The sequence below is a fragment of the Pseudomonas sp. GM30 genome (assembly GCF_000282275.2).
Taxonomy (GTDB): domain Bacteria; phylum Pseudomonadota; class Gammaproteobacteria; order Pseudomonadales; family Pseudomonadaceae; genus Aquipseudomonas.
In genome coordinates this window covers 1-15,539 of the sequence record NZ_AKJP02000024.1, presented here as the reverse complement: position 1 = coordinate 15,539, position 15,539 = coordinate 1, and the positions used below count along the sequence as shown (strand labels likewise).

The 15,539-nt window shown below is 61.1% G+C and carries 9 protein-coding genes; 1 reads left to right on the top strand and 8 read right to left on the bottom strand.

Annotated elements, in window-relative coordinates; translation table 11 throughout:
• Positions 1-226: 226 nt before the first annotated feature.
• Positions 227-1,114: a 3-hydroxyisobutyrate dehydrogenase gene (gene mmsB / locus PMI25_RS15720; protein ID WP_007962098.1), complete on the bottom strand. Its 888-nt coding sequence runs from the start codon at positions 1,112-1,114 to the stop codon at positions 227-229.
• Positions 1,115-1,123: 9 nt separating this feature from the next.
• Positions 1,124-2,650 (bottom strand): CoA-acylating methylmalonate-semialdehyde dehydrogenase, encoded by a 1,527-nt coding sequence (locus tag PMI25_RS15715; RefSeq protein ID WP_007962100.1) that lies wholly within the window; start codon positions 2,648-2,650, stop codon positions 1,124-1,126.
• Positions 2,651-2,799: 149 nt separating this feature from the next.
• Between PMI25_RS15715 and PMI25_RS15710 the strand changes: the two genes are divergently transcribed.
• A complete protein-coding gene (locus tag PMI25_RS15710) occupies positions 2,800-3,747 on the top strand; it encodes a LysR family transcriptional regulator (protein ID WP_007962101.1) in 948 nt (315 codons plus the stop codon).
• Here PMI25_RS15710 and PMI25_RS15705 read toward each other — a convergent pair.
• The 6 genes from PMI25_RS15705 to recC all read right to left on the bottom strand — a co-directional run bounded on the left by PMI25_RS15705 (position 3,744) and on the right by recC (position 15,446).
• A complete protein-coding gene (locus tag PMI25_RS15705; RefSeq protein ID WP_177325724.1) occupies positions 3,744-4,199 on the bottom strand; it encodes an OmpA family protein in 456 nt (151 codons plus the stop codon). The two genes, PMI25_RS15710 and PMI25_RS15705, sit on opposite strands and share 4 nt — an antisense overlap.
• A 43-nt stretch (positions 4,200-4,242) precedes the next feature.
• Entirely contained in the window at positions 4,243-5,511 is a 1,269-nt protein-coding gene (locus tag PMI25_RS15700; protein WP_007962105.1) for a diguanylate cyclase domain-containing protein, read from the bottom strand.
• Positions 5,508-6,083, bottom strand: a complete 576-nt coding sequence (locus PMI25_RS15695; RefSeq protein WP_007962106.1) for a YfiR family protein — start codon at positions 6,081-6,083, stop codon at positions 5,508-5,510. The genes PMI25_RS15700 and PMI25_RS15695 overlap by 4 nt, the downstream gene beginning before the upstream one ends.
• 119 nt (positions 6,084-6,202) lie before the next feature.
• Positions 6,203-8,311, bottom strand: coding sequence for an exodeoxyribonuclease V subunit alpha (gene recD, locus PMI25_RS15690; protein ID WP_007962107.1), 2,109 nt, complete (start codon positions 8,309-8,311; stop codon positions 6,203-6,205).
• Positions 8,308-11,997, bottom strand: coding sequence for an exodeoxyribonuclease V subunit beta (gene recB / locus PMI25_RS15685; RefSeq protein ID WP_007962108.1), 3,690 nt, complete (start codon positions 11,995-11,997; stop codon positions 8,308-8,310). Before recB ends, recD begins: the two co-directional genes overlap by 4 nt.
• A complete protein-coding gene (gene recC, locus PMI25_RS15680) occupies positions 11,994-15,446 on the bottom strand; it encodes an exodeoxyribonuclease V subunit gamma (protein WP_007962109.1) in 3,453 nt (1,150 codons plus the stop codon). The genes recB and recC overlap by 4 nt, the downstream gene beginning before the upstream one ends.
• Positions 15,447-15,539 lie beyond the last annotated feature (93 nt).

Here is a 15,539-nt window from a genome sequence, read left to right as displayed (position 1 = left end):
TCTAGTCTCACCCATGTAGGAGCTGCCGAAGGCTGCGATCTTTTTTGCCTCACAAAAAAACCTGTGGCGAGGGAGCTTGCTCCCGCTCGGCTGCGCAGCAGTCGTAAATTCAGTCAATGCGGTTTTTCTGAAGAACCGCATTGAACGGGTTTGGGTCTGCTACGCAGACCAGCGGGAGCAAGCTCCCTCGCCACAAAAGAATCGCACCCCGCCATTTGATGCCTGGTTACTGCGGCTTGCGATAGCTGTTGATAATCGCCGAGAAGTCCTTGCCACCCTCCCCACGCTGACTCATCGCCTGATACAACTGCTGCGCCACCGCGCCGAGCACCACCGGTTGGTGCGCCTGACGCGCCGCTTCGGTCGCCAGGCCCAGATCCTTGAGCATCAGTTCGGCGCCGAAACCACCGGTGTAACCGCGCGAGGCCGGCGCCGTTTCGACGATGCCCGGCCACGGGTTGTACATTTCCGAACTCCAGCAACGCCCGGTCGAACTGTTGATGATCCCGGCCAGCACCGAAGTGTCGATGCCCAGTGCATCGCCCAGCGCCATCGCTTCGCTGACACCAACCATCGAAATCGCCAGCAGCAGGTTGTTGCAGATCTTGGCGATCTGCCCGGTGCCGACTTCACCGCAATGCACGATGTTGCGACCCATCTGCGCCAGCACCGGTTGCAGGGTGGCGAACAGTTCCGGCGTCGCACCGACCATGAACGTCAGCGTGCCCGCGGTCGCGCCGCCAGTACCGCCGGAGACCGGTGCATCGGCCATGGCCACGCCTTGTTTGGCAGCCGCAGCGGCGACATCGCGGGCGGTTTGCGGATCGATGGTGCTGCAATCCACCGCCGGCACGCCTTTGCCGATACCGGCCAGCACACCGTCCTCACCGAGCCAGACGCTGCGCACATGCACCGCCGCCGGGAGCATGGTGATCACCAGTTCGGCGTCTTCGGCTGCTTCACGGGCCGAGGCGCGGATGGTGCCGCCCAGTTGCTCGAGTTCCGCCAGCACCGTCTTGTTCAGGTCTACCAGATTCAGCGAATGGCCGGCCTTGATCAGGTTGCGCGCCATCGGCGCGCCCATGTTGCCCAGACCGATAAATGCGATTTTCATGGCGATTCCTCAGCGCAGGTTGATGGTGGTGTTTACGCCGTCGTTGACGCTGTCGTCATCGAACCAGCGCGCCGTGACCGTTTTGGTCTGGGTGTAGAACTGCACCACTTGCTTGCCGTACGGGCCGAGGTCGCCGAGTTTCGAACCACGGGAACCGGTGAAACTGAAGAACGGCACCGGCACTGGAATCGGGATGTTGATACCGACCTGGCCGACGTCGATTTCCGTCTGAAATTTGCGCGCCGCCGCACCGCTCTGGGTGAACAGGCCCGTGCCGTTGCCGAACGGGTTGGCGTTGACCAGCGCGATGGCCTGATCGAGGGTGTCGACTTCCAGCACCACCAGCACCGGACCGAAGATTTCCTGGGTGTAGATCTGCATGTCAGTGGTCACGCCCGAGAACAGGGTCGGGCCGACGAAGTTGCCTTGCTCGTAGCCCGGCACCTTGATGTCGCGACCATCGAGTTCCAGTTTGGCGCCTTCCTTGATGCCGCTTTCGATCAGGTCGAGAATCCGCGCCTTGGCTTTCTTCGAGATAACCGGGCCGACATCGGTGCCCGCCTCGCTGCCGGCGTTGACCTTGAGTTTCTGCGCCAGCGCTTTCAGATCCGGCAGCCATTGTTTCGCCGCACCGACCAGCACCACCACCGAGGTCGCCATGCAGCGCTGCCCTGCCGCACCGAAACCGGCGCCGACCAAGGCATTCAGCGCTTGCTCGCGATTGGCGTCCGGCAGCACCACGGCATGGTTCTTCGCCCCCATCATCGATTGCACGCGTTTGCCGTGCTTGCCGGCCAGGTCGTAAACGTGCGTACCAACCGCAGTCGAACCGACGAACGACACCGCTTTGATGTCCTTGTGGGTGCACAGGCCATCAACCACGTCTTTACCACCATGAACGACGTTGAGCACGCCTGCCGGAACACCGGCCTCAATCGCCAGCTCCACCAGCAGCATGGTCGACAGCGGATCCTGTTCCGAAGGTTTCAAGACGAAGGTGTTGCCGCAAGCGATCGCCATCGGGAACATCCACAGCGGAATCATCGCCGGGAAGTTGAACGGGGTGATGCCGGCGCACACACCGATCGGCTGGCGCAAGGTGTAGGTATCAACGCCACCGGCCACGTTTTCGGCGAACTCGCCCATTTGCAGGGTGCCGATGGAACAGGCGTGCTCGACCACTTCCAGGCCACGGAAAATATCGCCCTCGGCGTCGGCAATGGTCTTGCCCTGCTCGGCGCTCAGCACCACGGCGATGCGTTTGGAGTGTTCACGAATCAGCGCCTGCAGCTTGAGCATGATGCGCATGCGCGCGCCGATCGGGGTCAGTTTCCAGGTCTGGAAGGCGCGGTGTGCGGCACTGATGGCGGCATCGACTTCAGCGGCGGTGGCGAACGGGACTTTGGCCAGCACTTGCTGGGTCGCCGGGTTGACGATGTCGTGCCACTCGGTGGTCTGCGATTCGACCCACTCGCCGTCGATCAGCAGCTTGACCTTCTGGACCGTGGTTTCGTTGGGCGTAAGCGATGCGTTCATGCTGGTCTCCGAAACTTGTTTTTATCGTAGGAGCCAAGGCGAAAGGTTCGCCTTGAGATGAGGCGTGTGTCACGAATTGGTTGTCGGACTGTTTTTGGAGTATAGATGTGCAAACTTCTAATAAGAACGCACATATAAGCCCGTCCATCATGCAAAAAAACATCACCTCCCTGGGGTCGCTGAACTGGGATGACCTGAAGTTTTTCCTCGAAGTCGCCCGCACCCGCAAGGCCAGCACCGCAGCCAAACGCCTGGCCGTCGACTACACCACCGTGTCGCGGCGCATCAGTTCGCTGGAAGCGGCGTTGGGCACATTGCTGTTCGAAAAATCACGCACCAGCGGTTTTGTCCTGACCACTGAAGGCCAGCGTCTGTTGGGGTATGCCGAGTCGATTGAAAGCACGTTGCACATGGCTTGCGAGCAGGTTTCGGGGTCCGGCGTGGCGCTGTCGGGGCATGTGCGCATGGGTTGCACCGAAGGTTTCGGCAGTTTTTTCATCACCCCGCAGCTGAGCCATTTCGTCGACGCCTACCCGGCGATTTCGGTGGACATCCTGCCACTGCCGCACTTCATCAGCCTGTCCAAGCGCGAAGCCGACATCGTCATTGCCCTGGAGCGCCCGGAGCACGGCCCGTACGTGTGCTGCAAACTCTGCGACTACCGCTTGCAGCTGTACGCGACCCAGGACTACCTCGACCAGCACCCACCGATCCGCCGCCCGGCCGATCTGGGCAAGCATCAATTCATCAGTTATGTGGATGACCTGGCGTTCAGCTCGGAGCTGCTGTACCTGGCGAACGTGCTGCCCGGCGCCAGCGCAAACCTGCGCAGCACCAGCGTGATCGCGCAGTTCGTCGCGGCGCAGCAAGGCCGCTCACTGGCGATTCTGCCGTGCTTCCTCGCCGCGCAGGATCCGCGCCTGCTGCCGGTGCTGCCCGAAGAAATCGACATCACCCGGCAGTTCTGGATGTACTGCCGGGAGGATCTCAGGAAGTTGAAGCGGATCACTTTGTTGTGGGATTACATCAGGGAAGTGACCGAGCGTAATCAGGGTCTGCTGATGGGGCAGACCCGCGAGATGCGGTTTGCCGATTAATCGGCGCTGACCACAATCGACACCCGGCGATTCTCGGTGCGTCCGGCGGCAGTGTCATTGGACGCCACCGGCTCGCTGCTGCCCAGGCCGCGCAACTGGATGTTCTCTTCTTTCATACCGACGGTGGTCAGCACTTTGGCCACACTTTTGGCCCGACGCAGCGACAGTTGCTGGTTATAGGTCTCTTTGCCCGACGCGTCGGTATGACCGTCGACCCGCACCCGCTCGATACCGACGCCGTGCAGCGCCTTGCCGATGCGTTCGACGATTTCGGTGCTCTGGTTGTTCAGACTTTCGATATCGCTGCCAAACAGCACTTTGCCGGACAGGCCAAACTCCCAGCCCTCGTCGGTTGCCTCGAATCCTTGTTGTTTGAGGACGGCGATCTGCGCCGGGGTCAGGCCTTTCTGCGGTGCGGTCTGGCACCCGGTCAGCGCCAGTACGGCGATCATCAGCAAGGCGGAAAACAGTCGAGCGGGAAATGTGAACACGGAATCAGCTCCTGGTTTGAAGATTGACGACCGGGCTCTCCGACCCGGCCGTGAATTGAGCGCCACGCGACAGGCGCTTGGCCTGATACATCGCCGCGTCGGCCGCATTGAGCAAAGCGCCTGGCGTGGCACCATGATCGGGGAAAACCGCGATGCCGATACTGAGCGACGTCACCACACTGGTATCCCCCGGCAGCGCGATGGGCACGTCCATGCTGGCAAGAATCTTGTCGGCAATGCGCTCGGCGTCTTCGATCTTGTGCAGCGGCGCGAGCAGTACGGCGAACTCGTCGCCGCCGAGCCGCGCCACCAGATCCTCTTCACGCAGCTGCGCGCGGATCCGATTGGCAACTGCCACCAGTACCGCGTCGCCGGCGGCGTGACCGAAGTTGTCGTTGATGCCTTTGAAACGGTCACTGTCGAGAAACAGCACCGCCACTCGCTCATTGAGCTTGCCGGCGTTGCGCAGGGCGCGAATCAACCGGCCTTCGAAAAACGCCCGGTTCGGCAGGCCGGTGAGGCTGTCATGGCTGGCCTGATGGGCGAGGGTTTCGTTCTCGCTTTGCAGGTGGGTTTGCCACGATTCGAGTTCGTCGAGCAGGGCATTGAAGTCGTTGCCGAGGTTGTCGAGCTCGGCGATCTGCGCCGGCGGTACCCGGCGATCCAGTGCTCGCTCGCTGCGGGCAGCGTGGGCCACCGCCGCGAGGCTGCGAAGTGGGCCGGTAATGCTGCGCAGCTGTCGGCGCGCCAGATACAGCGCGACCCAGGCACTGATCGCGGTGCAGAGGACGATCCCCGCCAGACCGCTGAGCAGGAAGCGCATCAGGCTGCCGCCGTGACCGACCAGCAGGATGCGTCCGATCTCACGATCCTGATGCACGATCGGCAGGCTGATCGGCTTTTCCAGAATGGTGCGGGCGGCCTGCATTTCCAGCTCGGAAAACAGACCGTTTTCGGGACGCTGCCAACGCGCGAGCAACGTACCCTGGGCATCGAAAACCTGAGCGTCCGCCACCTCTTCGGTGGACGCGATCAACGCCAGCGCTTCCGTCGCGGCAGCCTTGTCGTTGAACACTACCGCCGCTTCCACGGTGTAGCTGATCGAGCGCGCAATCAGGTGCAGGTTATGATCGGCGTAGACCCGCAGCGCGAGAACCCCCAGCAGGGTCAGCGACACACTGGCCATCGTCACGGCCACCAGCGCGACAATCAAATGTCCACGGCCGATGACCGAGCCCAGTGTCGGGCGGGTTCTGGAGCCGAACAGTTTCATGGTGCCGCCGGTTTGCGGCGCGACAACTGCAGCACGCTCGGGTGGATGCGTACACCGCTACGGGCGACGGAGTCGAGATTGACCTCGAAGGACACCTGCTCATCGCTGACGCGCAGGCAGAACAGGCTGCCGACCGTGCACTGATCGCCACCTTCGCTGATGCTCAGCACCGGATGGCCGATCAATGAAGAGAAGAGCCGACTGCGTTCATCTGCGGTGAGTTTGCCGATGTACACCGCATCACACTCGCTGACGATGGCCGGATTGTCGGCCAGCAGTCGGCGCACAGTGACCGGACGACCGGTGGCTTGCGTGGTGCCTTTGACCAGATCGTCGGTGTACTCGGTGGGGCCGACGATACACAGGCGCAACTGCGCAGGTTCGACCGGCCAGCGTGCGTAGCTGAGAATGCCCAGCACGACTTGCGTCACTGCTTGGGCGCGTTGTTCGGCCATGCCCGCGGGCGTTTGTGTCTGCGCCATGACAACGCCAGTCAGCAACCAGAGCAGACCGACAAGCAATGCGTGCTTGCAGCGAACCACGCGCTCTGTCGCCCAGACTGCCACCTTCATGCAGGGATTCTCTTGGATCGTACCGAAATGATGCCGCAACGATAGCACAGCGGAGTAACACCCGCGAAACAGTGCCTCCTGACCGGCTGGTCAGTAACCGCCGCCAATCGCCAGATCTTTCATCCCCGAGCCTCGCCACCCTCCTCCAGTTCCAGCATCAGCCCGCTGAGTCGCTTGACCTTGCGCTGCACGGCCTCTTCGAACACGCCTGCGCGAGGTTCGATCAGGGTGAACCAGTTTTTCGCGCGAGTGATCCCGGTGTAGATCAACTCTTTGGTCAGCACCGGATTCAAGGCATCCGGCAGGATCAGCGCAGTGTGCGCGAACTCCGAACCCTGGGATTTGTGCACGGTCATGGCGTACACCGTTTCCACGTCGTTGAGCCGACTCGGCAACACGAAGCGCACACCGCCCTGGCCATCGTTACGCGGAAACGCCACACGCAGTACCGGTTTGCCCGCGTCGGGGCCTTCACGCTCGGGCAGCTTGAGCGCAATGCCGATGTCACCGTTCATCAGGCCCAGTCCATAGTCGTTGCGGGTCATCAATACCGGCCGGCCTTCGTACCATTGCTGGTCACTGTCGATCAGCCGCGCCTTGAGCAAGGCGTCGGTGATGCGCTGGTTCAAGCCTTCTACACCCCAAGGGCCTCTGCGCACCGCGCACAGCAACTGGAACGTATCGAATGCCTGCAGCACTTCACGCGCCCAGTGAATCCAGTCCGGGTGTTCCAGCGGTCGGCCTTGTGGTGGTCGTTGATTTCGCAACACGCTCAGGTAATGGCGATAGCCCTGCGGCTCGTCGCCATGGCCATCGAGCACCAGACGCTCGAACTTGTGGTTGTGTTCGCCATTGAGCGGCAGCGAGAACACATCGGCGTAATGACCAGCGCTCAGTAGTTGCCGCGCCTCCTCAGGCAACTGTTGATTGACCCGCCGCGCGAGTTGCCCGATGCCGCTGCCCTCGCCGAATCGCCGGGAGTGGCGCAACATCACCAGTTGCTGCGCCAGTGGATGCGAGCCGTCATTGTCTTCGTGCAAACCGCTGTCCTGCAGCGATTCACCGCTGACAGACTCCAGCCATTGCCGGGTTTGCGGGCTATACCAGCCAGCCTCGGCATCGCGGCACAGATCGCCGAGCACCGCACCGGCCTCCACAGAGGCGAGTTGGTCCTTGTCCCCGAGCAGCACCAGACGCGCATGGGGCGGCAAGGCATCGAGCAGATTGGCCATCATTTCCAGGTCGATCATCGATGCTTCGTCGACCACCAGCACGTCCAGCGGCAAGCGGTTGCCCGCATGGTGGCGGAAGTGACGGGTACCGGGCCGACTGCCGAGCAGACGGTGTACGGTGGTCACGTCGCAGGGGATTTTCTCGCGCACGGCGTCGGCGACTTTCAGCGACTGCACTTGCTGACTGATGGACTCGGTCAACCGTGCAGCGGCTTTGCCGGTGGGCGCCGCCAGACGAATCCGCAGCGGCTGCCCGGCCTCCACGGCGGGTGCCTGGAGCAACGCCAGCAGACGCACCACCGTGGTGGTCTTGCCGGTGCCCGGGCCGCCGGTGACGATACTGAATGCGCCGCGCGTGGCAATGGCGCAAGCGAGTTTCTGCCAGTCGACCACTGCACCTGGTTTTCTCGTCCCGAACAGCTCATTCAAGCGCTGCGGCAAGTCCGCCGGCGGCATTTCGCTCTGCGCCAGACGCAGACGCAAGGCGCTGTCGATCCGTCGCTCATAAGCCCAGTAGCGGCGCAAATACAGGCGCTTTCCGGACAACACCAAGGGGCGTTCCTGCGCCACTGCACTTGTGTCAGCCGCCAGCGCGACCAGCGGACTGCCCGCCAGCACCTTGCACCAATGAGCGCCGTCGAGGGCTTCGAGCAATTGCGAAGGCAGTAGCAGAACACCCCCTTGCACATCCCCTTCGGGAGGGAGCGACAAGGCGAAATCCGGGGCCTTGAGGGTTTCGAACAAATCCAGACACACATGCCCGTGACCGAGTTGATGACTGGTCAACGCGGCGGCGAGCAGCACCAGCGGATCAGCCTCGGGCGACAACTCATGAAGGAACGCGACAAACGCCTTGTCCAGTGAACGCAGCCAGCCCCGTTCGACCCAGCGGGTCAGCAACAGCAGCAGATCGTCGGCGCGGGTCAACGGTGACAAGGTCGACAGACTGTCGTCGGCCAACGGTGTCGGCAGCAGATCGGCGAAGGTACGGTTCATAACAGGACTCCCTGTTCCCATGCGGGCTCGGCTTTGGGTGCAGGCTTGCCCTGGAACAAGCGGTCCAGGCTTTCGATGAGCTCTCGTGGCGGACGGGCAAAATACACGCCGCGACTGTCCGACCGCGTGCCGCGCAAAAACAGGTACAGCGCGCCCCCCACATGCCGGTCGTAATCGTAGTCAGGCAGCCGTGCCTTGAGCTGACGATGCAGTGCCAAAAGGTACAGCACGTATTGCAGGTCATAGCGGCTGTCGAGAATCGAGCGTTCCATGGCCTGCTCGGTATAAGCCATGTCGTCAGCACCCAACCAGTTGGATTTGTAGTCGGCCACGTAGTAGCGGCCATCGTGCTCAAAGGTCAGGTCGATGAATCCCTTGAACATCCCGTTGAGCTGCACCGGCTCGGCCGCCACCCGCGCCACGCCACCGTGGGTGTGCTGGCGCACCAGCTCATCGAGTTTGAGCACGTCGACCTGATGGCTGGCGAACCAGAACTCCATCTCGACCCGGTACTGTGTCAATTGCTCCAGTACCACCGGTGATCGCCCGGTACCTGCCGGCAACGGTGTCTTCAGCAGATGCTCCAGCCAATCACTCAACGTGGTGATCCAGCCCTTCCAGCCACGCAGGTTGCAGCGCCGGGCAATCGCGTCCTCCAGCGCATCGCGCTGCACGGCGAAACCTTCGTCGCCCGCCCATTCCAGCAAACCGTGGAGGAATGTCCCTGGATTGGGCCCGCGCGGGAAGCGATGGATATCGGCGCCACCGGCGATGATTTCTCTCGGTGCCTCGGGATCAAGGCGCTCATCATCAAACAGTTTTTGCGCTTGCGGACTGTCCGGCGCTTCATCACTGCCGACACTCAATACATCACTGATGCGCAAGGCACTGTAGGAAGCAATCCACCAGTTTTCACTGGCCTTGCGCTTGGGCAACAGCGTCGCGCTGAGCGTCGCTGCAGTGCGCGGAGGCTGATAATGCTCGTCCGTGGGTTGAGGCATGTCAGCGATGGCGATGGCCGGGCAATCCTGTTGCAGGTCCTGCAGCCAGCGATTCAATCCGGTGGACTCGCCCAGCATCTCGCCACCACCCAGCAGGTATCCAAGGGCAGAAAGATGCAGCACTGAACTGTTGTTATTACCGCGTTTTAGATCGGTCACGCCCAGCCAGCAGGCATGCTGCGCGCGGGTCAATGCCACGTAGAGCAGTCGCAGGTCTTCGGCGAGACGCTCATCATCGGCCAAGGCAATCAATTCGGCAGTCGGCTTCAGACTCACCTGTGCCTTGCCCGAAGCATCGTGATAATTGAGCGGCAAGCGGCTGCCGTCCACCGGTTTTGCCGAGCAGATGAACGGCAGGAACACCAGTGGATATTCAAGGCCTTTCGACTTGTGGATGGTCACGACCTTGACCAGTTGCTCGTCGCTTTCCAGACGCAGAATCTGTTCTTCACCAGCCTGGCCGGACAATGCCAGGTGTTCGGCCAGATGCCGGATCAGTGCCTGCTCGCCGTCGAGCTCAGCAGCAGCCTGCTGCAGCAATTCCGACAAGTGCAGCAGGTTGGTCAGCACGCGTTCGCCGTCGCTGCGTGCCATGAGGATCTGCGGCAACTGGAAGTCGTGCAGCAGGCGGCGCAGCATCGGCAGCACACCTTGCTTGCGCCACAATTCGCGATAACCGCGGAACTGCATGACGCGGGTTTCCCAGACCAACTCGTCCTGGTTCAGCCGTTCCAGCTCGACCAGTGGCAGGTTGAGAGTGATGCAGGCCAGCGCGGCTTTCAGCGAGCGCTCGACGTCCGGCTCCGCGCAGGCCTTGAGCCACGACAGCAAGTCATGGGCTTCCTGGGCGGCGAAAACCGAGTCCTTGTCCGAAAGGTAGACGCTGCGCACGCCACGCGCAGCCAGTTCGCCACGAACGGCCTGCGCCTCTTTGCCATCGCGAACCAGAATCGCAATGTCCGAAGGACGCAGGCCTCTGAATTCCTTGCCACTCTGCACAAATCCAGCGTTGCCGGCTTGCCCGCCATTGAGCAAGGCGGTGATTTGACTGGCACAGGCGGCCGCCAGTTGCTGGCGATAGACGGCACCCGACAGCGGCTGGTCGGTAGGCAGGTGCCAGACGTTCAGCGCCGCAACGTCCTGTCCGGCAATCTGTAGCCACTCTTTGCGGCCCTGAGACTCGACGGGTTGAAACGGTACCGGGTTCTCACCGGTTTTCTGCCGAAACAGAAACGCGCCGCGCCCCAGCTCTCGGGACTCGGCGCGTTCAAATACATGATTGACCGCTTTCACCATGCCGTGGCTGGAACGGAAGTTGGTACCCAGCGTGTGCAGTCGGCCGGCGGTAGCCTCACGTGCACGCAGATAGGTGTAGATATCGGCGCCACGGAATGCGTAGATCGCCTGTTTGGGATCGCCGATCAGAAACAGACCTGTGTCCGGGCTGTTGTCTTCGATGCGATAGATACGTTCGAAGATCCGGTACTGCACCGGATCGGTGTCCTGGAACTCATCGATCAGCGCGACCGGAAACTGTTCGCGGATCAGTGTGGCAAGCCGCTCCGCGCCATCGGACTGCAGTGCAGTGTCAAGACGCAGCAACATGTCATCGAACCCCATCTCGGCGCGACGACGTTTCTCTTCTTCAAAACGCGCGCCTACCCATTTGGCCGCGTGTTGCAGGACTGCAGCATCAGGGGTCGGCAATGCATCGAGACTCGACTTGAGCCCTGCCATTGCATCGAGTCCCGGGTGGCTCGGTGCCTGGCCTTTCCAGGCTTCCGCCATGCCGTCGGGCGTGAGCCGGGTGAACCCGGTGCCGATGTCCAATTGCTCCAGCGACTCGTCTTCAGCCCAGGCCTTGAGCTTTTCAAACCAGGGTTCAAAGTAACGGGCCTGCATCTTGCGACCGTCGACAGCTTTGTTCGTAACGCCTTCATGACAAATGGCGAGCAGCTCATCGGCCCATTTGCGCCAGGGCATCTTCAGTTCAAGCAAGGCAGCACGACGCTCCTGCAGACACTCGTCGATCAGCTCTGCCGGGGGCTTGCCTTCGTCGCTGTCGCGCTCGCTGGCAAACAGGCCACGCACTCGAGGCAGCAGTGCCGCGGGTCCGCCCCAGTTGTTGCGCACCCAATTGAGGACATCGCCCTGCATTGGGTAGCAGAACAGACGCCAGTAGTCGCGCAGCACCTCGCCAAGCAAATCGCTGTGATCGGTCTCGAGGGATTGAGTAAACAGGCTGCCGCTATCAAAGGCGTGTTCACGCAACATGCGCTGACACCAACTGTGAATGGTCGAAACGGCGGCCTCGTCCATCCATTGCGCGGCGATATCCAGCCGATTGGCGCAACCGGACCATTGTTGCGGCGCATATTGCTCGCGCAGATCAGCAATCAGGGCATCAGGCGCCGGTATCTCATCACGGAAAAATCGGGCAGCCTCGGCCAATCGAGTACGAATCCGCTCGCGCAGCTCCTTGGTTGCCGCATCGGTAAAGGTCACCACGAGGATTTGCGGAGGCAACAACTCACGACCGAAGCCATTCAGGTCGCCGTCATGGCCGAGGATCAGCCGCAGATACAGAGCGGAAATGGTGAAGGTTTTGCCGGTACCGGCACTGGCTTCGATCAGTTGGCTGCCGTGCAGTGGGAAAGCCAGTGCCAGCGGGATCTTCGAACTCATGAGCGCCCCCCTTCGCTTGCGAGTGAGCGCCAGGGTGCTTCGTATAGAGGGCGATACAAGGCGTCGCACCACCCTGAAAATGTCTCGTCGCTGAGTAGCGAATCAAAGTCGGCGAATTGCCGGGACAGCGCCGGGCTCTCACGACGCTCGCCTTCGCTGGTCTGGCCATCACCTTCATAGGCTTTGCGAGCTGCGGCTTGCGCCTTGAGCGGATCGGACTGGGACAACCAGGCAAATGCGGTTTTTACTGCGATCGGCAACGGCTGACGCATTCCGGCCTGCCAGGCAAGCAGCAGATCACCGAGGAAACTCAGCGCCCGATCCTGCTCCATGGGCTCGAGCAACAGCGTGTCATCACTGGCTACCAACGCAGTGGTCATCGATAGTCCACTGGCACAGGCAACAAGATGATTGACCCACGGCTTGGTCAAACGGGGCCATTTTCGACTCTTGATCGAGCCGATGCTGTTGGGAATGGTCGTGACTGATAGCAATCCACCATCGGCACGCTGATGCAGGCTGGCGAGCCAACCTTCAAGGCGCAGTCCGTGCAATTGGAGACTGATCGGAACTGCGCTGGTCAGCGGTGTTGGCCATAAAGTGAGCAGTTGCTGAAAGCGCTGAAGCAAATCCGGCAGCGGCTCGATCAATTCGCGCTGCAGGCACTCACCAAAACCGGCCATGGGCAGCAGACCACTGTTTTGCAGGCGGCGGGCCTGAGCCTCGAGCGCCTGATCGACATTGTCCGGTTGCCGGAGTGCCGCGTCGAGCAGGCTGTCGCTGAGGGTGTAGCGCTGCAATGCATCGAGTACGAAAGGCTCCTCGTCCGCCAGTGGAGCTTCGGCGGCCTCGAAATACACCTTGAGTCGCTGGGTGAAAAAGTGGCGAACCGGATTGCGCAGGAAGTCCTGCAGCAGGACCAGAGTGAGAGGTTCTTCCGGGACATAGGGATCGAGCAACTGCTCCGCATTTCGGCTCTGAACGGGTTGATGCAAGACCTGCCATTCTCTGGCATAGCTGAATAGCTGATTACCCTCATGGAAGTAACGGGCGCTGAACGGTTGCAACGGGTGCTCCTCGGTTAACGCGTCCAGCAGATTTCTGCTCTCGTCGGCCAATCGCCAGCCACCGGCGAGATGATCGCGCAGTTGCCCGATCAGCACCGACGCCGGGCGCTCGCTGTTGTCGCGAATACTGCGGCCGACCCAACTGATATAGAGCTGATTGCGCGCAGACAGCAACGCTTCCAGCAATAGATAACGGTCGTCCTCCCGTCGGGAACGATCTCCCGGACGGTAATCGCTGCCCATCAGATCGAAATCCAGGGGCGGCTGCGTGCGTGGATAGTCACCATCGTTCATTCCCAGCAAACAGACGAGTTTGAAGGGAATCGCACGCATCGGCATCAAAGTGCAGAAATTCACGGCACCGGCGAGAAAGCGCTGGGACAACCGCCCCTGATCCAGACCGGCAAGCCACGCCTCACGCACCACTGTCAGCGGCAGTTCATCTGTCAGGCCTACCGATTCGCAGGTTTCCAGCCAGGTCTCGCGAAGCTCCTCCAGTTGGGTCAGCAAGAAGTCGTCATGTTCATTGCAGGCCTTGAAGAACAATTGCATCAGCGCCTGGAGACGTAGGCCCCACTCATTGGGTTGTGCCGGTTGCGTGAGTTCCTGATGCGCCAGTTCCAGCGCATCGAGCAACGCGACCAGAGGCCCGATCAGCGCGGCATCCAACCCACCGATTTCATCATAGGGCTCGATACCCGCACAGGCATTGGAGCTGCCGACAGCGTAACCGAGCAACATCCGGCGCAAGCCAAAATGCCAGCTGTTTTGTTCGAGCTCACCTGGCAGTCCGAGACCGGCCCGTTGCTCGGCATTCATGCCCCAGCGCACGCCTGCGCCTTCTATCCAGCGATGCAGAGTCGGCAAATCACATTCCTCAACACCGAATCGGGCACGCAATGAGGGAACGTCGAGCAAATCGAGGATTTCACTGACCGGAAAACGACTGTCCGGCAACTTGAGCAGGTGCTCGACGGCAATCAGCAAGGGATCCCGGCCGCGCTGCCCCTGATCGGCCAGAGTAAACGGGATGAAGCGCGGATCGTGCCGCTCGAGCTGCCCAAACACCGCGCGGATGTGCGGGGCATAGCTGTCGATGTCCGGCACCATGACGATCACATCGCGGGGACGCAGTTGAGGGTTGGCGCTGAAGCGGGCCAACAACTGATCATGAAGAATCTCGACCTCACGCTGCGCGCTGTGGGCGATGTGAAAGCGGATCGACTCATCCTGCATCAGGTCGACAGCGGGCCAATGCACGCGCGTTTCATCAAGTGGTCGCAACTCCAGGATGTCGTCCTGGAGCTGATTGAGCAGGTTCTGCGGCTGCGTTTCGCTGAACAGGTCGATGCGCCCGTCACGAAATGCCGCGCGATAACTGTTTGGATCATCGTAGCTGTCGAGCAGGCTGATGTAGTCGCGACCTTGTTTGCCCCACGCGGCGAGCAGCGGGTGGGCATGTTGATGCAAGGTGTCAGGATCAAGTACGAACGGCATGCCGGTCTTGCGGCTCTGACGCTTGTATTGATGACGCAGCAGATCTTTGTCGGCGACGATATCGGCCCAGTGGTGACGGCAGGGGTTGTGCACACAAAGCAGAACCTGGCTGAAACGTGCGAGTCCGGCCAGAGCCTCAAGCACTTGAGCCGGCAGAGAAGAAATACCAAAAACGATCACACGCGAGGGCAGGCCTGCGGGTGCGACCTCGAGGGTGTTTATTCTTTCGATAAACCGCTGGTGAACACCCGCACGACTCTGGGCCATGCCTTGTTCGCCAACATCCTGCAATAGCGCACGCCACAGTTCGGCCTGCCAGCAACTGGTCGGCGACAGGGGTTTGATTTCGCCCCTGACATTACGTAACTGATGGAAACCTTGCGCCCAGTCTTCAAGCCAATCCGCGCGATACACCTGATATTGGTCGAAAAGATCCGCCAAGCGTTCAGACAATTGATAGCGCTTGCGCAAGTCGGTGTCGTGGGTGAGGAAGCGCTGGAGCGGCTCGAAATGTGGACGGTCGATCAATTGGGGTAACAGACGCATCAATCGCCAGGTCAAGGGTGCCTTGTCGAGCAGGGATTTGGCAGGGATTTCATCTCGGCCCAGGACCATGCGGTAGAGCTGCCACATAAAGCTGCCGGGTAATTGCACGTCGATGGCTGCAGCAATTCCGCAACCACCGAGATCATCGTCCTGGGGATCCTCAGCCAATGCCAACTTGAGCCATTGGGCAATACCGTTGCTCTGCACCAGAGCGATTTCATTCTCCAAGGGCGCCAATGGATAGCGCCGCATAATGCTGACCACCAGGCTGCGCAGCTCGTCCAGGCTATTGCTCTGGACCACCATGAATGCAGCATTGAGGGACGAGGCGTCCGGCATAAAAGCTTCCTTGGAAAAGTACAAAAGCCAGGGCAGAACCTTAGCACTGTCGGCGGGCTGTGACAGCCGGAAGGGGCACCTGCATGTCGTAGG